We start from the raw sequence: 20,695 nt of genomic DNA on the forward strand, positions 1-20,695 counted from the left end.
AAACAAGGTGGCTTAACTAGAGCGGAATATCACTTATAAATACGCTTTTAGTTGTTCAAACAAGTGGGACCACCTCTTATCCATAGTGTTATCAACATAGATATCCATACGGTTATCTACAAAGTTATCCACAACTTAAAGCCTTGTGATTGTAGAAACTTATACTTCAACTGCGCCCACTTTTGCCAATTCAGCGCGCATTTCGTCAATCACAGTTTTATAGTCTGGCTTACCAAAAATTGCTGAGCCTGCAACAAACATATCTGCACCCGCTTCCGCAATCTCACGAATGTTAGCAGGGCCTACACCACCATCAACTTCTAAGCGAATATCACGACCTGAAGCATCAATAATTTGACGTGCCTGACGCAGTTTTTCCAAGGTCATTGGAATGAATTTTTGCCCACCAAAACCTGGGTTCACACTCATCAACAAAATCTGATCGACTTTATCTAACACATAGTCCAAATAATGTAATGGTGTTGCAGGGTTAAAAACTAAACCTGCTTTTGCTCCGCCCGATTTAATCAATTGCAATGAACGGTCAATGTGCTCTGAAGCTTCAGGGTGGAACGTGATAATGTCCGCACCTGCTTCCAAGAAATCACCAATCATACGGTCTACAGGTTTCACCATTAAATGCACATCTATAGGTGCGGTAATGCCATAATTTTTCAGTGCCTTACACACACCTGCACCAAAAGTTAAGTTAGGTACATAGTGATTGTCCATGACATCAAAATGCACCACATCGGCACCCGCCTGCAGTACATTTTCAACCTCTTCACCCAAACGGGCGAAGTCTGCAGACAAAATAGAAGGAGCAATTAAATAAGGCTTGGACATGGGAGAACCTAGCTGAATATTGGGATTATGGCGCATTATAGCAAAGACTGGCTGGCTTGGTTAAACCCGTTGCGATTCAATGATTCTATATCCGCAATGCTCTGTTGCACCCTTCCGCTCGATTTTTTGAATGACTTTGTTATGGTAAATATCCTTCCACTTATTTTAGCAAGATGGCGGTTGCTACAGATCATGCATAGTTCAGCTCATATTCAAACAACACAGGCAAGTCGTATTGCCAAACGTCTACTTAACCACTGGAAACATAAATTTGAAGTTGCAGAAAGCAGCGATCAATTGCAAATTATGATGCCTACAGCAACCATTTCTCTGATTCCACAAGTGCAAGCATTGCTGGTACACATTCAACTACAAGATACCGAAGCCGATTTAACACGACTTGAACAGGTGGTGCTAGATCACTTAATTCGTATGGGACAAGAACCACTTACTGCTATTTGGCAACGTCATTAATTCATATATTTATGGCGTTGCATGCTGCATTTGTTCAAATTCTTTGATTGCCTGAATCCGTTTTTGCGTTGCAGGATGGCTTTGTAAAAAATCCAGTGGTGATTTCTTGGCTTGGCTGTCTTCGCCAGCATCTTGAGCCAAACGCTCCAAAAAATTTGCTAGATGAACAGTAGGAATACCCTGCTGCTGCATGGTTTTGAGTGCGTAGTGATCTGCATCAGACTCAAAGTTACGTGAATAATTCGCTCCCACCAATGCCACAGGTAAGGCCGAAATCAAATCTGTACCATCACCTGTAATGGCCAGTAAAATAATACTAAACCCTAAACTGGACAAGGCCTGCTGCAAGCTATGTCGCTCAACCAAATGCCCTTGTTCATGTGCCAAAACTGCAACCACTTCCTGATCATTTTGTGCCAAAGCCACCAGCTCATCGGTCAAAATAATAGTGTTGTTGGGAATGGCCAAGGCATTAGCACCCAAGCTTTCCCCTTGACGGAACAGTACTTTGGCAGGCGCATCTCCTGCAATGAGTTTTTGATAACTCCCAAGAATCTGTTGCTGGTGTGCTTGAGACAACTGGCTTGGTTGTGTCATCTCTAAAATATAATGCTCGGCTTCATTGCCAATTTTCTGCAAGCTACTTGCAGGCAATTGATAGGCGACATATTTTGCAGCACTAGGAATACCCCATTGAATCGTTGCAAAAACCATGAGCAATACAAATACCAGACTAAAGACAATCAGGCTTGGGGTACGTTCAAGTTTCCAAATGGAATGATGCACATCTTTATGCCGCAATTGAAACCATTCTGGCAAGGCTTGAGAAAACTCGATGCGGGCATCATCATTTAACTCAATCACAGGCTGGATTTTGCCTAATGCACCAACCAAGGTCATTGCAGCATAGTCATAGCGTCGTTGTTTTTGCAGTGCATCGCCATAACGTATAAGCACTGACTGGTCATCTATCGGAGAAATTTGCGCTGCCCATGGCTTAGATACCACACCATCATAAAACACGACATCCAACACCTGCGCAGCCATATTCTTCCCCATACTTAGAGCGATACATCAATATCAAAAATATCGCTGATTTCTTCTGCAAGCGCACTATGTTCAGCCTGCAGTTTGTTGATCATCGCATCTGGATCATTTTTTAAATGCAAACTTAAAGATTCCACCTGATAGCGATATAAACGAATCGCAGCCCAAGGCGTCATTAAGCCCAAACTCAGCACTTTAACAATCCAATTCGTGACCATAATCCATGCATAATGCCACTGCCCGCAATCGGTTTTAAATACGCTGCGGCTAATACTGGTATTGTTCCACGTAGTAATAAAAATTCGTGCCGACATCAGCGGCCAGACAAAAAATAAACCAAGTAAATAAACCGCTAAAAACAACCAAATCAATTGTGCAGGGTTGCTGCTCAATTGTCCTGCAAAGGCCAAAACTAGGCCAGCACCCACTAAAATTCCAATAAACAGAAAAACGGGAATGTACATGGCGCGCATATAGGCAGGCCAGTCTGCATTCAATTTAAATTTGAGCTGCCCTGCGTATAAGTGGTCTAGGCAATAGCGTTTATACATCCACACCACAACAGGGAAAAACAGCCCCAAAGTCAACAAGTTGATGACAATACATTTAAGAAATACCCAATAGGCTTCTTTATTGCTGCCCGAAAAATAAAAACGGGCATTGCCAAATTTACTGTTACGGGCATTAAAACGAATGGTGGCACGAATCAACCACGGCACTGCCAAATATAAAATGACCACCCCAATCAAGGTCGCTTTAACTGAATAATTGGAAATTACCGATATAGCCACATAAATACCAATTGCAATTAAGCGCCCCAATAAAATTTTATGTGGAATACCGGTGAAGTCAAAACGGCGCTGCACAAACTCGGTATTGCCATAAAAATAGCGTAAACGACGGACTTTAGCCCAAGGTGCATAAAGTCCAAAGGTCACAATCATCAGCAAAATATTGACAATCCAGATGCCAAAATATTCTGAGGCTGTACCGTGAAATTGAAAATGATGGGTACGCCCCAACCATGGGTTTTCCTCAGGTGAGACACGCGGTTCAGGTGTAAAAAATGTAGAGGTTGTAGGCGGATGCTGCGCTGCATCCCAGTCTGAATTATGCATGTTTTGCCTTATTGTGTTTTATTTTGATGCCAGTGGCTTTACCCGTAAACCAATTCTATAAAATACAGTGATCTTTCCAAATGGTAAAAAAGCAAGTGCTGAACATTTTAATCAAAAGTCAGCAACTTGCCTAGAAAAGTTTAAAAAAATCAGCGTCTAAAATTAATTGCTATGCAGCGTCATCATCTTGCAATTGTACTGCATGGAATTGTAAATGCTCATCCATAAAACTTTGAATAAAATAATAACCATGATCATAGCCTGCATGTTCACGTAAACTTAGCGACTGCCCCACAGCAGCACAGGCTTGCTGAAATAATGCAGGATTGAGCTGACTATAAAATTGATCCTGAAGCCCTTGATCAATCAGAATATCTTTGAATAACGCACCTTTGGTTTGTACCAATGCAGTGGCATCATGCTGTAACCACAGTTGCTGATCTGTACCTAAGTAATTGGAAAATGCCTTTTCACCCCATGGACATTGACTTGGTGCGCAAATTGGCGCAAAGGCAGATACGGACTTAAATTTTTCAGGATATTTAAATGCAAGGGTCAGAGCACCATGACCGCCCATACTGTGGCCCATAATACCCACTTGCTGCGGATTCACTGGAAACTGCGCAAGCACTTGCTGATACAGCTCATCGGCCACAAAACTTTCCATTTGATAATGTGTTGCCCAAGGTGCCTGTGTCGCATTGATATAAAAACCCGCACCCTGCCCAATATCCCAATGATCGCCTTGTGCGACAGTATCCCCACGTGGGGAAGTATCTGGACTAATCAGAATTAAACCCAGTTGTGCCGCCATGCGCTGTGCATGCGCTTTAATTGCAAAAGTTTCTTCCGTGCAGGTCAAGCCCGCCAAATAAAATACCGTAGGACAGGCCTGACCTGCCAAGGCTTGTGCAGGCAGAAAAATGCCAAAGCGAGTTTCACCCTGCAAGGCAGTAGAATGAAAACGATAAATCCGTTGTTCGCCCTCAAAACAGCGATTGTTCTGAATTACTTCCATCACTCTCTCCTACTGTACAGATACTTTTTATTTAATTTATTCGGCAGTGCGCACATTCATTTGCGTATCACTGTTTGCAGCCATACTGCTTTGTGGAAATAAACGCTGCTCTAATTGTGGCAACATTAATTCCATATTTTTACCCATAGACCACTGCGGTTCTGATGGGGCAAAACCTTGGGCCTGTTCCCATTTTGCCACAGTTACTTTGGCCTCACTAAAGGCATTGGCAAAGGAATTCTGCTCACGCATTGCTTGATCAAAAAACGCACGACCAAAATAAGTGTAGTCTGCTTCATTTGAGCAACCAAACGATTCACGATCTGCTGCCGAAGCGGTGATGACCAAGGTATTATCATCTTGCAAGGCCGACACAAAGCTACCCGAATAACAGGCAGAAATCACAATCACTCGCCAGCGAATACCTGATTTATCTAAAGTGTCTCGTAGCCATTTCGGATCGACCTGATTTAAATCGAGCGGTGCATTTTCAATTTCAAAGTGATCTTTTAAACCGTGTGAAGTCATATATAAAAACAGTACGTCACTTTCACGGTTCATACGCTGTCCAATACGGCGTAACGCCATTTCAATACTGGTTTGTGAGGCAATTGGGATTACATTACGGGTCATAGGGTTATTGATTAACACCATAGAACGCCCAAAAGTTCCAAAACGGGTATCAAACTGTTCACGAATACGTTCAATTTCAGACATAAAGACATCTTGATAACTCGCCCCTGCCACACCTAAAAAATACCAGTGCGATTGAGCAAATTCACCATATTGAATACTTTCTAAAGCCTTATTCAATACACGGCCTTGCGCATAAAAAGCTTCTTCGCTCAAACTAGGTGGAACTTCTTCTACTTTCCAAATGGGCTGACTTTTCACTGACATTTGCCAGACCACTAAAGTAAACAACGTTGCCAAAACAATCAGCGCACGCTCCCACCACGGCCAGTGCAATTCACGTGAAAACACCCATACGACGGCCAAGCTTTGCCATACAAACAGCACCATGAAAATAGTGGGCAAATAGTCATACAATACATACGGCAAGACATCCATCATACCCATGTATTGAATCAGACTTTGTAATAAAGCAACGTGGGTGTCTAGCACTAACCACAGCAACGCAGGGACCAAAAGTAGACGAGGATTATTGACCCGTTGGGACAAAATAATTCCAACAATTAAGGCGATAAACGGCCACAGGGCATAGCTGACCAAACCCTGCGGGTTAAATTCACCAACTTCACCTGCCACTAACCAGCTAAATAAGGTATTGGCAAGACCACCTAGAATCCCCCAAAAAATCAGTTGGGGAATAGATGGACGAATAATTTGTAAGGAGCGTCGCGAACCCAAAAATAACCAAACGCCCGCAGCTTGGTTGCTTTTAAAATCGTGCCAAAAGTTAATGGAGGGTTTGAAGTCAATCATAGGATTCTGTTAATCGCAGCTCGCGTTTTCACACTCCAAGTTTATGCTTGTCGTCGTAATTATCAATTGTCATTTTTAACTATATAACAAATCTTTGCACATTATAGAAGCATTGAGCCGCTTGCCCCTGCTTTAGTGGTAGAAATCTACCCATTGTTCAAATTTGGCTGAAAATAAGCATCGAAGCGACAGGCATCCCCTTGCCATTGATGGGTCGTTGATCGGCCCGCTAAAAACACCGCCAAACGTGGGCGTTTTACCACCACTCGTTTTGCAACTTGCTGTGCCAAACCCAGTAAATGATCGCCTAAATCCATTTCACCATGTTCAGGTAACAACAAATGCAATAACTGCATTTGTTTTTTCACCTGCGCCTGCTTTTTCTGGGCTTGCTGATGCTGATCACGCTGTGGAAACATTGGGTCTAAATACACCACATCAACTATGATGCCTTGTGCAGCACAGTCCCGCAAATAATCGGCTGAGTCTGCAAAAACCAGATCAATTCGCGCCACCACGGGAGCCAAAAATGGATCCCCCTGTGCTTGGCGTTTAGCATCTTCTAATAAAGTAAATAAAATAGGATGGCGTTCCAGCAAAGTGACCTGCGCACCCAAATGTGCCATGAGCAAACTGTCGTGTCCAAGTCCTGCCGTTGCATCAATCAGACTCGGTTTTTCTGACAAATTACAGGCACGTGCAATCATTTCAGATTTTAAAGATGCACGCTTTAAACGCCCTGATTCTGCTTTCCAGTCGGGCTGCATTTTCATGCCATTGGCGCACAACCATAAGCCGTCTGCGTCTACACATAAAGCAAGCTCAGGATGCAAACGTAAAAAACGGGCATTCAGTTTGTCTACCACTTCTAGACAAACCTGTACCCCTCTAGACAAAAGCACAGCAGAATAATGCTGTGCTTGAGCTTGCCATTCGGCTTCGGTATATAAGCGAAGCCCGCTTACCATAGTTTCCAGCCTGTAAATGCGAACAATAAAATTACCAGACCTGAAGCAATACGGTACCAAGCAAAAATCATAAAATCTCGCTTAGCCACATACGCCACCAAGGCACGGATTAGCAATAGTGCCGATACAAAAGATACGATGATCCCGAAACTGAGCACCGTCCAATCTTCTGTGGTTTGGAATACATCATAGCTTTGGTACAAGTCGAGTAAGCCTGCGCCAATAATGACAGGAATACCCAAAAAGAAAGAAAATTCAGTGGCGGCTTTACGCGAAACACCCAAGAACATTGCACCAATAATGGTTGCTCCTGAACGTGATGTACCTGGAATAAGCGATAACACCTGAATCAGACCAATCCAGATAGCATCTCTATAAGTTAGGTCTTCAACTTCATGCGCACGTACTTGTGGTGGATGTTTCTCAATCCACATAATAATAAAACCACCAATAATCAGACCAATGGCTACGGCAACATCATTAAACAATAATTCTTTTACAGTTTGCCCAAAAGTCAGTCCAATCAGAATAATTGGAATAGACGCCATAATCAGACCAAAGCCCAGACGACGACCTTTTTCTTCGCCTGTAAACATTCCTGTCGCTGCGCCCCAAAGACGTGTCCAGTACTCATAAATGACTGCAGCAATTGCCCCCATTTGAATGGCAATCACAAACACATCACTTTTTTCCTTGGTCCAGAAGTCCATCAGTTCAGCCGCAAGAATCAAATGCCCCGTGCTGGAAATGGGTAAAAATTCGGTAATCCCCTCTACAATACCCATAATTGCCGCTTTGAGCAGCAGTAAAAGATCCATAAATAACCCTAATTATGCTTTGCCTTGTTCTGGAATTTTTTTCCAAGCATTGTCACGTAAATATACAGGCAGTGCTTGTTCTGCGCTCACCCATTGCTGTTGCTGCGCATAGACGCGTGCAATAGTAGCAATATCTTGCGCAGTTGCACTTAAGCCTTTGTATTGTATTTGTTCTTGATCAATTAAACCTGCACCCGAACCCACTAAGGTAAAGCGTACCGCTTGAGCAGCATCGCTATAATTCAGCAATTGTTCCTGATCAACCGCCTGCATAATGCCCTGTTCATTCAACTGAAAACTGGCAATATAGACTTCATTCATTCGTGCATCGAGCACCGCAGTTACGGCATTTAAACCTTCAAGACGATAAGCCGCCTGTGCCAATGCCTGCAAGGTCGATACAGGAATCACAGGTAGATCATGCGACCATGCCAATGCCTGAGTCACTGCCGCATTAATACGCACACCGCTAAATGAACCCGGACCTCGGCTAAATGCAATTGCGGTCAGGTCTGCCGTATTGATTTGCGTTTGGGCAAAACCCTGCTCAATCATGGGTAAAATCGTTTGCGTTTGTGCTTTTGCTCGCGCATCCAACTGAAAAAAGAGTTCCTGCGTTTCATCTACTATGGAAACGGAACACTGCTCATTGGCAGTTTCCAATGCCAGCAATTTCATGCACAACCTTCTAAGGAATAAATTTCAAAAAGTGGCGTTATGATACTCCACTCCAGAAATTCTCGCGAGGATTTAACGCAATCTGCGCATTGAATCCTCTCTAAAAATACATCTAACCCAATATGTAAAGTGCTCAAAGCACAACGCCCAAGCAGAAGCTTGGGCGTTGTTGTGAATCTAGCAGATGGCTTATTTTTTGGTTGGGTCGTTATTGCCAAATAACGGCCCCATACCGCCACCACTGAATTGTTTTTGCAAACCACCCAATGAGCGCATCATTTTTGCCATGCCTGATGGATTGGCAAACTTTTTCATCATTTTTGCCATTTGTGCATGTTGCTTGATGAGTTTATTCACTTCTGCCACTTCCATACCACAACCCGCAGCAATACGTTTTTTACGGCTTGGGTTCATGAGGTCTGGGTTACGGCGTTCTTTAATGGTCATCGACTGGATAATCGCTTCCATTTTCTTAACTTGCTTTTCAGGATTCGCCTGAGCAATGGCATCTTGAATACCTGAGTTACTCATGCCAGGCAACTTGTCTAAGAAGCCCATCATGCCACCCATTTTATTCATTTGCTCAAACTGCATTAGCATGTCTTCAAAGTTGAAGCTGCCGCCTTTTTGCAGTTTTTTCGCCATTTTTTCGGCTTTTTCTTTGTCGATTTTACGTTCAACTTCTTCGACTAAAGACAGCACGTCACCCATGCCCAAAATACGTTGTGCAACACGTTCTGGGTGGAATGGCTCTAGGGCATCGAGTTTTTCACCCATCCCCAAGAATTTAATTGGCTTGCCTGTAATGGCACGTACTGAAAGTGCCGCACCACCGCGCGCATCACCATCTGTTTTGGTCAAGATCACGCCCGTTAATGGCAAGGCATCATTAAAGGCTTTGGCTGTATTCGCCGCATCCTGACCTGTCATGGCATCAACCACGAACAAGGTTTCAGTCGGTTTAATGGCTGAGTGTAATGCTTTAATTTCGTCCATCATGTCATCATCGACATGCAAACGACCTGCTGTATCAACAATCAAAACATCAGCAAACTGAATTTTTGCCTGTTCGATAGCACGGTTGGCAATATCTACAGGGTTTTCATTGGCATTCGAGTCAAAGAAAATTGCACCAACTTCACCAGCAACTGTTTGTAGCTGTTTAATCGCTGCAGGACGGTAAACGTCGGCAGACACCATGGCGACTTTTTTCTTTTGACGTTCTTGTAAAAAACGTGCCAATTTTGCAGCTGTGGTGGTTTTACCCGCACCCTGCAAACCTGCCAACAACACTACAACTGGTGGCTTGGCAGCTAGGTCAAGGCTTTCATTGGCCTCGCCCATCATTTTTGTGAGTTCGTCATAGACAATTTTGACGAACGCCTGACCAGGAGATAACTGAGTCATCACTTCCTGACCCAATGCCTCTTCCTTAACTTTCGCGATGAATTCACGAGTTACAGGTAACGCCACATCGGCTTCAAGAAGTGCCATACGTACTTCACGTAACGTATCTTTAATATTGTCTTCGGTTAGCTGCCCTGAGCCAGTAACATTTCTTAAACTCTGCGTGAGTCGTTCTGTTAAGGTATCAAACATTGCAAATTCCGCTTAAAATAGCCATTAGCAAAAAAATGTTTCTTTAAAATAGAAAATTTATGCACAAGATGCTATAGGATACTGTAGTTCTCATCGAATTTATATAAATGAATATTCATCATCCTGAAAAAGGTTTGACATGATCAGTCTCCCCTTGGTTTATACGATTTTAGCATTAATCGCTTATACCAGCTCTTTTTGGTATTTATTTTCTCATTTAATGTCTAAACGTGCGCCAAATCACTGGTTTATTCGTTCTCTGCTCAGTTTGGGCTTAGTGCTGCATGCTGCGGTGTTATATAACGATATGCTGACGCCAATGGGTGTCAATTACAACGTGTTTAATCTGATGTCATTTACTTCAGGTCTGATGTTATTGCTGAGCTTATTGTTCAGTAGTTACCGTCCTGTGATTGCACTGAATTTGATTGGTATTCCTGTGGCTGCTGCGGGTTTAATTGCAGGCTTTTCATTCAGTCAGCATAATTTATTTATTAGCAAAAATTCGATTGGCTTAGACATTCATATTATTTTGTCGCTAGCGGCCTATGCTGTATTGCTCATGGCGACCATTCATGCGGTGTTAATGTGGTTTCAGAACCGCGAACTGAAAAATAAACAAAAGCGTCGAGTTTGGGTCAATTTACTGCCCTCTTTGCAAGATATGGAATCTTTGCTGTTTGATATGCTAATCGCAGGTTTTGCCCTACTGACTGTCGCATTAGGCTTTGGCTTCTTTACAGTAGAACATTTCTTTGCACAGCATTTAGCGCATAAAACGGCGTTTAGTATTATTTCGTGGTTTGTCTATGGTGCATTACTACTTGGACGCTACAAGTTTGGTTGGCGTGGTCAAAAAGCGATTCGCTTTACCATTATTGGTTTCTTTTTATTGGCGCTCGGTTTTATTGGTTCTAAGTTTGTGTTGGAAATGATTTTGGGGAAGTGAGTTGATTACACTTTTACAATGATCAGAGCGAACGAGTTAATCTATTTATGCCGAGAGCAGATAGAGAACAGAAATATTAAAGTCCTTGTGAAGACCACATCAATTCCAAGCCATTGCCTAGACATCCTCCATAAAAAAACGTATAACTCCACTTTTGTTTGAGCTGGTAGCATCCTGTGAAACTAATTCTTGCACCCATGGAAGGCTTAACCGACCCCATCATGCGTGATGTACTCACGTCTGTAGGCAGTTTTGACTGGTGTGTGACAGAGTTTATTCGGGTCACAGATAGTATTTTACCAGACCATATCTATCATACTTATTGCCCAGAACTACTCACCAACGGTAAAACTGCCGCAGGCACGCCTGTACATGTGCAATTTTTGGGAAATAACCCTGATATGTTGGCGGCCAATGCAGCTAAAGTTGCGGCGATGGGTGCACCTGCGATTGATATGAACTTTGGCTGTCCTGCTAAAACGGTCAATCGTCATCGGGGTGGTTCAGTCTTACTCGATGAACCCGAAGTGGTTTATGAGCTGGTCAAAGCCGTGCGTGATGCTGTGCCTGCCCACATACCTGTTTCCGCCAAAATGCGTTTAGGTTATATGGATCGGAACTTCATGCTGGAAAATGCACATGCCATTGAAGATGCAGGCGCAGCATGGGTCACGGTGCATGCGCGTACCAAAGCCGATGGCTATACACCGCCTGCCTTTTGGGATCAACTGCGCCCTATTCGTGAAGCATTGAAGATAAATGTCATTGCCAATGGCGAAATTTGGAATAATGCCGACGCCAAACAGTGTCAACTAGAATCCGGCTGTGAAGATCTGATGATTGGCCGCGGTGCAGTAACTACACCTGACCTGACTCAATGTATCCGCAAGAATAGCGATGACCCGCTGATTAGCTGGAATGAACTGCTTGGCCTGCAAATCCGTTTCTTAAATGGTTCCTATAAAAAGGAAATGAATATGGTGGGACGTTACAAGCAATGGCTTGGCATGATGTCCAAACATTATCCAGAAGCTAAAGCATTATGGGATGACATTAAGCGACTGAAAAAGTTAGATGAAATTATGGAAAAGTTAGTCGCTCGAGCACAAGTGAATTAAGCACTTGCACCGATTGAATGAGTCATTAATATTTTTACTTTAGTTTTTAATCGGCAGATGCATACTCAATTTGGCTAACAAAATTGGGCATATCCCACGCACTGCCCGCAAAGCCTTTACATTGTCCTGCATCGAACTGATAGCTTTTCACAAACTGCTGACCATTCCACGCCCATTCAATTTGACTAAAACAATCTCCAATACCACGACCTTTTTGATATGCAAAAATCTGCCCATTGCTAAATTCTGAAGCTGAATCCGTCACAAACTGATGGATATGTTGCAGCTTTTTGTCCATAACCCAATAAGCCACACCCATATTATATGCACCACGCCAACAATCTGCTTCCACCAAAGTACGCTGCTGATTAAGCGAGTAGAGTCGAATATGCTGATCTTCCTCAGGTTCAAACAACATATAACAATTATCACGGTCTGCTGACTGACGTAATATCGGATACAGTTTGTCTGCACTTGCCGCAGTAAGCACTTGTGCTTTGGCTGTTCTATATTTTGGCTGCATCCGAATACTAATTTTCGGAATAGGCTGCGCAACTAACACTTTTGAAGATGACTGCTTACCCTTTGCAAGTACGGCAGATGTTGTCCCCACCCGCTTTTGGAAGCTATCCATTTTTAACAATATCGCACTTAAGCCTGCATCAGACAATTGCCAGCGTTGCTTAGCTTGCCTTAATTCAATAACGGTATACTGACGTGCCTGCACCAACAGCTTTTGCACACTGGCAGCAGACAAGTTAGCAATATTTTCATTAAAGCGTAACTGTTGCAAAGCCCGTCCATTTAAAAATAGTGTCGCTTGAGGAACATCATTTTGAATTTGTATTTGACCTTGTATGACCTGATTTTGACCTGCTTTACGCGTTAGCAATACGCTAATCGGTTGCTCAAAATTGTCATCAGTTTGGTAACCCGCAGCACGGCAGGTGCCTGTATTATCACAAGCCAACTCCCAGTCTTGATGCTGAAAATATAAGCCTTCAATCGGTGCAGTTTTAGATGTCGCTGTTGTACTTACTACTGGTGCTGCAATCAACAAAGGGCTAAACAATGCTCCACTGAGTAACAACCCCGCACTCAAACCACCTGATAATTTTTTCATCTTATTCTTCCTGCTTGCTCTTGTTTCACCAAATGACCTTCAACACATCGAGAGGAAAGTTCAAAAAGTCCATACCTCGTACTCACCTACTCGCGTACATCTAAACGAATCGCAACAATTTTCCAGCGCCAGTTGCGTGGTTGCAGCTCAAATTCGGTAAGTCCTGCATATTGGGTGGGTACTTTAACCACAAAACGGTTCCAACGATGAAAACCACTGCGAATATCTGGACTGGGTTTAAAAGCCTCGGCAAGTTCAACTTGTTGTGCATGCGCACGTGGAAAAATACTAAATCCTGTTTTCCGATGCTCCACAGTCCATTGCTCTGCGGAGGTTTGCGGCAATCGTAAGGATAAATCTGGTAAACGAATGGATTCCTGCCATGCTTTGCCCTGCATCAATAAAGCAATACTTTCTGGCGTCAGTAAAACATCTAGCATTTTATCGCTCAGCTGATCAGTCAATATCTGCCCCAAAACATTTGGTGCTGAAGAGGATGCCTCAAAACCCATTAACTGCTGTAAAAGCTGCTGCACTTGTGGTTTTAAACTGGCTTTGACTTGCGGATAATCTATATAGCTTGAAAGTTGGTCTGCTTGATGTTGCTCCACAGCCTGATTGATTTGATACAGGCTCCAATATGGCCCTGCGCACCATACCGCCACCACCGCTATAAGTACCAAGAATATCCGCATCGCCAATTTTTTCATTAATCTTCTTCTCTATCCAAAAATGCTCAAAGTACTTCACTCAATACTGTCAATTGGGGAACTATCCATGACATCCACACCAAAATAAAAAAGCATGCCGCAGCATGCTTTTTATATAAGGCTTAAAATTAAGGATAACCTTAAGGTTAAGCACTTACTGTTAAATCTTTAATGGTACTGCTGCTACCATTTGTTTTAACCGATTCAATGCCTTTTTCACGTGATTGCTCAGTTGTATAGAGCTGGCTTGTACCAATCACCTGATGATTGGCGGCTTTTAAATTAAAATACGGCTTATCATTTTTAGAAGTCAGACGGTCATAACGGCCATCTTCCTGACTGTTTTTTTGTACCGAAGCGATACCATTTAAAGCCGAAGCTTTAGCTTTATAGTACTCACTGGTTAAAATTATTTCGCCATTCCCCGCTTTAAGTACAAAACGATATTGTGCATTGCTTGCTTGTGAAACTTCGAACCATCCTGACATAGTTTCCCCCAACTGTTTTTGTGAGTGGTGTTGTTAAGTAATGACTACGTTAAACCTGATTAAAACTTGTTCTTTTCATCTAAAATATAAAGGACTTAGGCAAAATAAAAAAGTAGTATTTTTGTACAAACATTAAAAGAGATGCTGTGTCATTTTTATTGTCACATATCACAAAACTTAATGATCTTTTTCTTTATGCACTGCATAAAAAAAGCGCAGGCGACTTCTACAAAGTTGCCTGCGCTTGGTATTTCTAATACGGATTATGCTTTTTTCACATACTCAGATTTTAATTTCATCGCGCCCATACCATCAATTTTACAATCAATGTCGTGACCATCGGCAGCGTCTGGAATTAAACGAATATTTTTCACTTTCGTTCCTACTTTTACAGCAGCAGAAGAACCTTTAATTTTAAGGTCTTTAATCACGGTTACCGTGTCGCCATCTGATAACACATTACCATTTGCATCTTTAATTACTGCAGCCGCTTCTTCAGTTACATCACCTTCTTTCCACTCATGTGAGCATTCTGGGCAAATGAGCAAGTCACCATCTTCATAAGTATATTCTGACTGGCATTTTGGGCAATTTGGCAAAGACATAAAAAACCTCAAAAATTTTATTATAACATTTTTCACTGATTATTCATAAACTTAAAAACCTTATAAAGCATAAGGATAATGGTTGAATAATCCGATGGATTTTTACTCTAACGATGTTAAAGATTGCTCCAAAACACGCTTTAACACCACCACATGATTATGCTGTTCATCTTTTGCAGCGGTAATTAAGGTCACTTTTTGCTGCTGTGCCAGTTGAAGCAGTTCCTGTAAGGTCGCTTCCTGCTGAGTCAGTTCGAGCCGATAACGCTGTTGAAATTCATCCCAGTTTTGTTCAGGGTTTTGGTGATACCACTTGCGTAATTCAGTTGAGGGCGTAATTTCTTTAGGCCACCAATCAATTTGAGCACGCGCTTTAGTCACACCACGTGGCCACAAACGATCGACTAAAACCCGTGTACCATCTGTAGGTACAGCATCCAGATAGGCTCGCTTAATTGCAATATCCATATTGCCTCTTTCTGCTCTACAATACGCTGCAAGGCTTGATACTAAAAACCAATCCTTATGCGTCATGCAGAATTAAAAAAGCATGTGATCAACACATGCTTTTGGAAAATCAAATTTATTCTTCGTCTTCGTACTCATCTTCATCATCGTAGACGTAGGCCATACAGCCCCAACCGTCATATTCACCGCCATGCTCTTCGGCAATTTTAGTGAACCATTGTTCTAAATCTACAATGTCTGAATACTCTGGTTCCATATAAACATAAATGGTGATAATCCATTCAACCGCATCTGATTCTTCATCTTGAAATAATGAAATTTTTTGCTCTTCTGCCAACAAATACAACGCACATTTTTCGGCTTGTTCTTGTGTGGTAAAAGCAATGGAGTACTCAATTTCATGTGGCTCTGTCAGGTCATCCCCATCTTCATGCATTTGCCAAAGTACATTACCATTATCATCATCTGGGAATTGCTCATAGTCACGTGTCATGCGAATATCCTTGTTATCTTTTTAGCCAATATATATCTGGCAAGTGACAAAATAGTGAATTCAACATAGCACAATTTTGCCGTACTTGATCAAGTTTTCTGTATTTTGCGCTGACTTTAGTCGGACAGCCCTACAGAGTCTGCATCTTATAGATGCAGCTTATCCTTAAGCATTCGCTGCCAGTTTTACTTGCTGTGTGGTGTCAGTGCCCTGTTGCTTAAGGCCAATCACTAAAGATGCAAATTTTAACTCTTCAAGGCGAAGTGCCAAGTAAGATTCTAAAATTTTGCTATGTCCAAAAGATGCCGCATAGTGATTAAGCAAGGTGAAATCATCCTGCAACGCTTGTAGAGATTCCCCTAAATTATGTTGGTTCAACTGGGCTAAATATAAGTCTGCTCTGCTGTTAAATGCATGACTAAGCAATGTTACTGCACAAAGACGACGCTGCTCATCTACAAATGCACAATAGGCCATTTCATTATTTTGAATCGCTTGCATAATTTTTTGACGCACCTGTAATAAATGCTGTGCTGCATCAGACTGGCTATAGTCTTCAATTAAATGATCGAGTAACTGCTGTGCTGGCAATTGAAACGCAGGGGTATTTTCTTCAATTTTGTGATAAAGCGCGGCAGTCACCTGCTCTAACTTTTGACGTTCTTCTGCTAAATGATAAAAAGCACCCAATTGTTCTTGAGCTGCTTTTAGGGTTTTAGCTTTGGCTTTTTGTTCGTGTTCGACTAAAAAATTACTGACTTTTTCAATTTTTTGTTTGCATTGATCACGCATGTTTTCTGCTTCAGACTTGACCATTTCTACAAACATTTCAACTTGTTGGCGACGCTCCTGCACATATTGTTCAACATCTAAAATATCTTGATAATGCTGCAAACTTTCCACACGGTTTTTCAAACTCCCTACTTCTACCCGAAGCAGCGTGAGCTGATGTTCTAACTCGTTACTTTCCAGCTCATCAGTTGCCAAATTGGTACGGGTACGGTCTAAATTAGTTTGTAATGATTGAATACCTGCTGATAATTCACGGCTGCGTAATGTTTGCCAAAAAACAATCACCACAAGAACTACAATTATTGCGCCCAATATATACAACATAACTTTGCCTCCCACCCCATCGGCCTGCCCCGTTCAAGTGATGCGTTTTTCACGCAAAAATCACTTCAACCTCAAGTTGCAGCCCCAAACACTCAACACAAAAATTTTAAAATAACCAATCAACCTCCTTTTTGTGCAAGGAAAATGAAAATCTACGGTTATAGCGTTAAATTAACTAGTTCTTGGGATGAAGGCTATCCCAAATTTTGAGTATTTTCACAATAATTTGAAAAAAATGTGACTGTTAGAAAGAAAGTGATTAAAAAGGAAGCTGTGCCCGAATTTCTACAGCTTCATGACTCAACGGCTGAGTAAATGCCAAATAGCTGGCATGCAACGCCATTCGTTTTAAAGGACTTTGTTGCGGCTGAGGATGATATAACTTATCGCCTGTGATTGGGTGACCAATATATTGCATGTGTACCCGCAACTGATGCGAACGCCCTGTAATTGGCGTCAGCAATACACGGGTAATATCTTCATCGGCCCGATATTCCAAAGCCTGATACAGCGTTTGTGCAGGCTTGCCTAAATCGAAATGCACAATTTGCCGTGGGCGGTTTTCCCAGTCGGTAATTAACGGCACATCGACACTGCCTTGCCCCTCAAGCTGCCCCTGAATTAAAGCTATATAGTTTTTTTTGACCGTTCGGGCCTGAAACATTTTACTTAATGCAACTTCTGCATCACGGTGCTTGGCGAACATTAAAATACCGGATGTCGCCATATCTAAACGATGGGCAATTTTTGCACTGGGATGTTGAGCTAAAACCCTTAAATAGGCACTGTCCTGATGTTCAGGCAAACGTCCCGGCACAGACAACAAACCTGCGGGCTTATCAATCACCAGCAAATCATCATCTTCATAGACAATTTCTAAAGGTTCTTGTGGTGGTGCATAAATAAAGTTGTCGTTTAAAGCCATGAACATACAGCATAAAAAGCGGTGCGGGCAAAATATCAAGCACAGCCCAAGCTGTCAATTCAGTCGGGCAATGTGCTTGCTTAGCTAAAACGATTAATGATGTCTGTTTCCTGATTGAGTGAGTTTGTACATTAATCTGCCAAATAATATTCTACGGTAGACACCACACGTACTTTTTTCAAATAAGGGGTGTTGCTGTCACGCTCTTCAATGCTAAATACGCCCTGATTGGCCGATTTGATTTTCCCCAAACGGCTGTCAGAATCTGCGGCAAATTTCTCTGCAACACTGCGGGCATTTTGGGTAGCTTGCTCGATCATGGCAGGTTTAATGTCATTCAACTGCGTATATAAATATTCAGTACGTTGCCCATAATCCTCACCACCAAAGGCAATACCATTCTTGCCTAAATCGACCAGACGGCTTTGTGCACTGCGGACTTTATCTATACTTTTGGTATAGACCGTAATGGTTTGATGCGCGGTATAACGCAAGGCAACATTACCATCTCCACCATATTGCTGGGCGTATTTATCGGTAATCACGGGTGCGGCAATGGTAATTTCTTCCGCAGCAAAACCTTCATTTTTTAAAAAGTTTTGAATTTGTGCAGTCTGGCCTTGCATGGTGTCATACAAAGCAGCCAAATCTTGACTGGCTGCGCTAAAACGAATGGGCCACACGGCCACATTGGCTTTGACTTCACGCTCAGACAAGCCTTTGACCGAAACCACACGCTCATATTGCTTAATTTTCAGTGCACTGTTGCCCAAAATCCAACCTGCCAGCACCATTCCCAAACAAATCAGCCCACCTAAAATCAGTGCGGGTTTTAATTGATTCATGTTTGTAAACTCCTTGAATTGTGGTCTTTCAGCCTTGCTGTGACTACATCTTATATTTTAAAGGTGCTTTAAAATGCGGTATTTCTGTTGTGGTATTTAAGGTCGCATCATATACAGCGCAATGAGCGGAGCAATATTGAACAGCAATACCCCTATTTTATAAACTGCCATACCACCATAATGAATCGCATCAAAACTTGAATCGGTGAGTTTGAACCATTTGCCATGTAACTATCGAAGCCAGTTATGTGCAAATATCAACACCACAAACCACAGCATTAAAATAGCGTAATTAATCAGTGCACAAGTCAGTAAAAATCGACACCAAAAATCGTAATCAACACTCATATCACACCTGTTTAGATGCAGATTACAAGCTCAATTTAGCAGATTTAGATAAGTGACTTGATGGGAGTTTTGTAGCGAATGTTTACAAGAGATTTAAATTTAAACTGATATTTTATTTAGATTTTTATAATTTTATGGCTGTTATTTTAAGTTGTTATTTGTTTTGAAAATTCTTGAGGGTGTTAGGGAAAACAACTGTGGTTTACTTCAACTATCATGCTGGATAAGCCATGATCTTATAGCCTATAAACTTTTAATCTATAGCGTCCTAAGCCGAATCGAGACCTTTTGGGTAAGTACTACACGCGCGTTGTACGCAACTGGCAGCAATCTACTCTTTTCGATCCCCATCACACCCTTGAGATATATAGTAGTAATTTGAGCTTGGGATTGTTTCCCCAAAATGATTTAATTTTTATATTTTTTTGAATTTTTTATTACATTTTTAACAATATTTTAAAATATTTCCCAAATAGGTGATTTTTATGCGCTAAAACCATCAAATAAAGCATAAATATTGAATTTATTACCACATACCTTATGAAATGGTTTCAATCTGCTCCTGCAAGGCTTATACCGAAGATTCTGCGACTTTCTTTTTGCCCCGAATCCATCGAATAGCCCAAATTAAAGCAATGACCACCACAAATACCACTAACACTGGCACAATTAAAGACAATACCGAAAGTACTGCTGCACCAATCCACTCTCCTGTTGAAACAATAGGATTCGCAACTCCACCTGTAGTTGCAGTCGATACCCCACGTACCGCAACCGTGCTCATTTGCACTACACCCGCTGTACCGCCACCCACAATAATTGCCGAAGCCCAACTGGCAAATTGCGACATTTCGCCACTGCTTACTGCCATAGTGGTGAGTGTACCTGCAATCATGGCAGCAGGTGTGGCAACGGTGTCGAGCATATTATCGACCCACGGCACATAATATGCGGCTATTTCACTTACTGTAGCAACAGCCAAAGCTAGACAAACAGCAGGCATAGCCAGCCATTCAAAACCTTTTAAGGGTTCAAACCACCCCATGAGTGCCGCAACACTCATAACCAATAATGGTACGAAAACCCGAAAGCCACTGGCAGCGCTCAGACCAATGCCGACACATAAACCGAGTATTGTTTCCATGCTGTACCTCATTGCTTGTGGTTTTCTATGGCTAAAATAGCAAAAAGCCCCATCGGGTGATAGGGCTTTAGATTAAAAACAGGATCAGCTGTTTTTGTCGTGTAGCTTAGGCAACCTTGTTGTTATATTGGGTGCCATGGCATTTGGTACACGGTGGTAGACGGTCTGTACCAATTTCTAAGTAAACGCGATGCCCGCATTGGACACAAAAATAGAAGCCTGTTCCTGGTTTATCACCTGCAGTTACCATCTTTGTTCTCCGTGTGGTTTAGAAATGGTCAATCCAGTATATCTATTCTGTGATGATTGTCTATTGTCCATTTTGACAGGTGATGGTGGCAATTGGGCTAA

At 42.2% G+C, this 20,695-nt stretch carries 23 protein-coding genes and 1 pseudogene; 3 read left to right on the forward strand and 21 right to left on the reverse strand.

Translation table 11 applies throughout. The annotated features are described in order from the left end of the window. Positions 1 to 159: 159 nt before the first annotated feature. Entirely contained in the window at positions 160 to 846 is a 687-nt protein-coding gene (rpe, locus tag HHA42_RS09190; RefSeq protein ID WP_004975246.1) for a ribulose-phosphate 3-epimerase, read from the reverse strand. Between the two features lie 192 nt (positions 847 to 1,038). On the opposite strand from rpe, the gene HHA42_RS09195 reads away from it, so the two are divergent. Continuing rightward, positions 1,039 to 1,320, forward strand: a complete 282-nt coding sequence (locus HHA42_RS09195) for a DUF2218 domain-containing protein (RefSeq protein WP_168460842.1) — start codon at positions 1,039 to 1,041, stop codon at positions 1,318 to 1,320. 9 nt (positions 1,321 to 1,329) lie between these two features. Here HHA42_RS09195 and HHA42_RS09200 read toward each other — a convergent pair whose 3' ends face one another. The 8 genes from HHA42_RS09200 to ffh all read right to left on the reverse strand — a co-directional run bounded on the left by HHA42_RS09200 (position 1,330) and on the right by ffh (position 10,012). After that, positions 1,330 to 2,367 (reverse strand): M48 family metallopeptidase, encoded by a 1,038-nt coding sequence (locus HHA42_RS09200; protein WP_168526254.1) that lies wholly within the window; start codon positions 2,365 to 2,367, stop codon positions 1,330 to 1,332. A gap of 14 nt (positions 2,368 to 2,381) precedes the next feature. Beyond that, positions 2,382 to 3,485 (reverse strand): YjgN family protein, encoded by a 1,104-nt coding sequence (locus tag HHA42_RS09205; RefSeq protein WP_167846221.1) that lies wholly within the window; start codon positions 3,483 to 3,485, stop codon positions 2,382 to 2,384. 169 nt (positions 3,486 to 3,654) lie between these two features. Then, on the reverse strand, positions 3,655 to 4,503 hold the full coding sequence (gene fghA / locus HHA42_RS09210; protein WP_168526256.1) for an S-formylglutathione hydrolase: 849 nt from the start codon (positions 4,501 to 4,503) through the stop codon (positions 3,655 to 3,657). A gap of 36 nt (positions 4,504 to 4,539) precedes the next feature. After that, positions 4,540 to 5,949: a C13 family peptidase gene (locus HHA42_RS09215; RefSeq protein ID WP_168526258.1), complete on the reverse strand. Its 1,410-nt coding sequence runs from the start codon at positions 5,947 to 5,949 to the stop codon at positions 4,540 to 4,542. Positions 5,950 to 6,095: 146 nt separating this feature from the next. Then, complete coding sequence (locus tag HHA42_RS09220; RefSeq protein ID WP_168526260.1) at positions 6,096 to 6,917, reverse strand: class I SAM-dependent methyltransferase; 822 nt, start codon at positions 6,915 to 6,917, stop codon at positions 6,096 to 6,098. Further along, positions 6,911 to 7,735, reverse strand: a complete 825-nt coding sequence (locus HHA42_RS09225) for an undecaprenyl-diphosphate phosphatase (RefSeq protein WP_168418136.1) — start codon at positions 7,733 to 7,735, stop codon at positions 6,911 to 6,913. Before HHA42_RS09225 ends, HHA42_RS09220 begins: the two co-directional genes overlap by 7 nt. Before the next feature lie 12 nt (positions 7,736 to 7,747). Then, positions 7,748 to 8,413 (reverse strand): tRNA (adenosine(37)-N6)-threonylcarbamoyltransferase complex dimerization subunit type 1 TsaB, encoded by a 666-nt coding sequence (gene tsaB / locus HHA42_RS09230; protein WP_168526263.1) that lies wholly within the window; start codon positions 8,411 to 8,413, stop codon positions 7,748 to 7,750. A gap of 189 nt (positions 8,414 to 8,602) precedes the next feature. After that, positions 8,603 to 10,012: a signal recognition particle protein gene (ffh, locus tag HHA42_RS09235; RefSeq protein WP_168418134.1), complete on the reverse strand. Its 1,410-nt coding sequence runs from the start codon at positions 10,010 to 10,012 to the stop codon at positions 8,603 to 8,605. A gap of 139 nt (positions 10,013 to 10,151) precedes the next feature. On the opposite strand from ffh, the gene ccsA reads away from it, so the two are divergent. Together ccsA and HHA42_RS09245 are read left to right on the forward strand one after the other, a co-directional pair. After that, entirely contained in the window at positions 10,152 to 10,961 is an 810-nt protein-coding gene (gene ccsA / locus HHA42_RS09240; protein WP_019837757.1) for a cytochrome c biogenesis protein CcsA, read from the forward strand. Between the two features lie 176 nt (positions 10,962 to 11,137). Beyond that, entirely contained in the window at positions 11,138 to 12,079 is a 942-nt protein-coding gene (locus HHA42_RS09245; RefSeq protein ID WP_354667086.1) for a tRNA-dihydrouridine synthase, read from the forward strand. A 46-nt stretch (positions 12,080 to 12,125) separates the two neighbouring features. On the opposite strand, the gene HHA42_RS09250 is transcribed toward HHA42_RS09245, so the two are convergent. The 12 genes and pseudogenes from HHA42_RS09250 to HHA42_RS09305 form a co-directional block, all read right to left on the reverse strand. Continuing rightward, complete coding sequence (locus HHA42_RS09250) at positions 12,126 to 13,202, reverse strand: DUF1176 domain-containing protein (RefSeq protein WP_168526265.1); 1,077 nt, start codon at positions 13,200 to 13,202, stop codon at positions 12,126 to 12,128. A gap of 86 nt (positions 13,203 to 13,288) precedes the next feature. Next, a complete protein-coding gene (locus tag HHA42_RS09255; protein ID WP_168526267.1) occupies positions 13,289 to 13,912 on the reverse strand; it encodes a DUF2939 domain-containing protein in 624 nt (207 codons plus the stop codon). A gap of 146 nt (positions 13,913 to 14,058) precedes the next feature. Beyond that, a complete protein-coding gene (locus tag HHA42_RS09260; RefSeq protein WP_168418131.1) occupies positions 14,059 to 14,400 on the reverse strand; it encodes a YegP family protein in 342 nt (113 codons plus the stop codon). Positions 14,401 to 14,663: 263 nt separating this feature from the next. After that, on the reverse strand, positions 14,664 to 15,005 hold the full coding sequence (locus tag HHA42_RS09265) for a zinc ribbon domain-containing protein YjdM (RefSeq protein ID WP_168418130.1): 342 nt from the start codon (positions 15,003 to 15,005) through the stop codon (positions 14,664 to 14,666). A gap of 102 nt (positions 15,006 to 15,107) precedes the next feature. Beyond that, positions 15,108 to 15,473: a DUF488 family protein gene (locus tag HHA42_RS09270; RefSeq protein WP_168418129.1), complete on the reverse strand. Its 366-nt coding sequence runs from the start codon at positions 15,471 to 15,473 to the stop codon at positions 15,108 to 15,110. 115 nt (positions 15,474 to 15,588) lie between these two features. After that, positions 15,589 to 15,966: a ribonuclease E inhibitor RraB gene (locus HHA42_RS09275; RefSeq protein WP_168418128.1), complete on the reverse strand. Its 378-nt coding sequence runs from the start codon at positions 15,964 to 15,966 to the stop codon at positions 15,589 to 15,591. 165 nt (positions 15,967 to 16,131) lie between these two features. Further along, on the reverse strand, positions 16,132 to 17,082 hold the full coding sequence (locus HHA42_RS09280) for a DUF5660 family protein (protein ID WP_168526269.1): 951 nt from the start codon (positions 17,080 to 17,082) through the stop codon (positions 16,132 to 16,134). 259 nt (positions 17,083 to 17,341) lie between these two features. Then, positions 17,342 to 18,007, reverse strand: coding sequence for an RluA family pseudouridine synthase (locus HHA42_RS09285; protein ID WP_168418126.1), 666 nt, complete (start codon positions 18,005 to 18,007; stop codon positions 17,342 to 17,344). 131 nt (positions 18,008 to 18,138) lie between these two features. Beyond that, positions 18,139 to 18,852: an SIMPL domain-containing protein gene (locus HHA42_RS09290; protein WP_168418125.1), complete on the reverse strand. Its 714-nt coding sequence runs from the start codon at positions 18,850 to 18,852 to the stop codon at positions 18,139 to 18,141. Between the two features lie 96 nt (positions 18,853 to 18,948). Continuing rightward, positions 18,949 to 19,200 (reverse strand): annotated as a pseudogene (locus HHA42_RS13525) (DUF6868 family protein). 571 nt (positions 19,201 to 19,771) lie between these two features. Next, positions 19,772 to 20,344 (reverse strand): DUF4126 domain-containing protein, encoded by a 573-nt coding sequence (locus HHA42_RS09300; protein ID WP_168526271.1) that lies wholly within the window; start codon positions 20,342 to 20,344, stop codon positions 19,772 to 19,774. 106 nt (positions 20,345 to 20,450) lie between these two features. After that, positions 20,451 to 20,594, reverse strand: coding sequence for a zinc ribbon-containing protein (locus HHA42_RS09305; protein ID WP_004972403.1), 144 nt, complete (start codon positions 20,592 to 20,594; stop codon positions 20,451 to 20,453). Positions 20,595 to 20,695 lie beyond the last annotated feature (101 nt).

Source organism: Acinetobacter sp. A3 (assembly GCF_012371415.1).
Taxonomy (GTDB): domain Bacteria; phylum Pseudomonadota; class Gammaproteobacteria; order Pseudomonadales; family Moraxellaceae; genus Acinetobacter.

What these genes read in the sequence shown, in the direction of transcription:
- HHA42_RS09255 (WP_168526267.1), bottom strand. Translation starts at nt 13,912, where the DNA reads ATGAAAAAATTGGCGATGCGGATATTCTTGGTACTTATAGCGGTGGTG.
- fghA (WP_168526256.1), bottom strand. Translation starts at nt 4,503, where the DNA reads ATGGAAGTAATTCAGAACAATCGCTGTTTTGAGGGCGAACAACGGATT.
- HHA42_RS09305 (WP_004972403.1), bottom strand. Translation starts at nt 20,594, where the DNA reads ATGGTAACTGCAGGTGATAAACCAGGAACAGGCTTCTATTTTTGTGTC.
- HHA42_RS09200 (WP_168526254.1), bottom strand. Translation starts at nt 2,367, where the DNA reads ATGGCTGCGCAGGTGTTGGATGTCGTGTTTTATGATGGTGTGGTATCT.
- tsaB (WP_168526263.1), bottom strand. Translation starts at nt 8,413, where the DNA reads ATGAAATTGCTGGCATTGGAAACTGCCAATGAGCAGTGTTCCGTTTCC.
- HHA42_RS09195 (WP_168460842.1), top strand. Translation starts at nt 1,039, where the DNA reads ATGCATAGTTCAGCTCATATTCAAACAACACAGGCAAGTCGTATTGCC.
- ccsA (WP_019837757.1), top strand. Translation starts at nt 10,152, where the DNA reads ATGATCAGTCTCCCCTTGGTTTATACGATTTTAGCATTAATCGCTTAT.
- rpe (WP_004975246.1), bottom strand. Translation starts at nt 846, where the DNA reads ATGTCCAAGCCTTATTTAATTGCTCCTTCTATTTTGTCTGCAGACTTC.
- HHA42_RS09275 (WP_168418128.1), bottom strand. Translation starts at nt 15,966, where the DNA reads ATGACACGTGACTATGAGCAATTCCCAGATGATGATAATGGTAATGTA.
- HHA42_RS09300 (WP_168526271.1), bottom strand. Translation starts at nt 20,344, where the DNA reads ATGGAAACAATACTCGGTTTATGTGTCGGCATTGGTCTGAGCGCTGCC.
- HHA42_RS09280 (WP_168526269.1), bottom strand. Translation starts at nt 17,082, where the DNA reads ATGTTGTATATATTGGGCGCAATAATTGTAGTTCTTGTGGTGATTGTT.
- HHA42_RS09260 (WP_168418131.1), bottom strand. Translation starts at nt 14,400, where the DNA reads ATGTCAGGATGGTTCGAAGTTTCACAAGCAAGCAATGCACAATATCGT.
- HHA42_RS09215 (WP_168526258.1), bottom strand. Translation starts at nt 5,949, where the DNA reads ATGATTGACTTCAAACCCTCCATTAACTTTTGGCACGATTTTAAAAGC.
- HHA42_RS09205 (WP_167846221.1), bottom strand. Translation starts at nt 3,485, where the DNA reads ATGCATAATTCAGACTGGGATGCAGCGCAGCATCCGCCTACAACCTCT.
- HHA42_RS09285 (WP_168418126.1), bottom strand. Translation starts at nt 18,007, where the DNA reads ATGGCTTTAAACGACAACTTTATTTATGCACCACCACAAGAACCTTTA.
- ffh (WP_168418134.1), bottom strand. Translation starts at nt 10,012, where the DNA reads ATGTTTGATACCTTAACAGAACGACTCACGCAGAGTTTAAGAAATGTT.
- HHA42_RS09220 (WP_168526260.1), bottom strand. Translation starts at nt 6,917, where the DNA reads ATGGTAAGCGGGCTTCGCTTATATACCGAAGCCGAATGGCAAGCTCAA.
- HHA42_RS09225 (WP_168418136.1), bottom strand. Translation starts at nt 7,735, where the DNA reads ATGGATCTTTTACTGCTGCTCAAAGCGGCAATTATGGGTATTGTAGAG.
- HHA42_RS09250 (WP_168526265.1), bottom strand. Translation starts at nt 13,202, where the DNA reads ATGAAAAAATTATCAGGTGGTTTGAGTGCGGGGTTGTTACTCAGTGGA.
- HHA42_RS09290 (WP_168418125.1), bottom strand. Translation starts at nt 18,852, where the DNA reads ATGAATCAATTAAAACCCGCACTGATTTTAGGTGGGCTGATTTGTTTG.
- HHA42_RS09270 (WP_168418129.1), bottom strand. Translation starts at nt 15,473, where the DNA reads ATGGATATTGCAATTAAGCGAGCCTATCTGGATGCTGTACCTACAGAT.
- HHA42_RS09265 (WP_168418130.1), bottom strand. Translation starts at nt 15,005, where the DNA reads ATGTCTTTGCCAAATTGCCCAAAATGCCAGTCAGAATATACTTATGAA.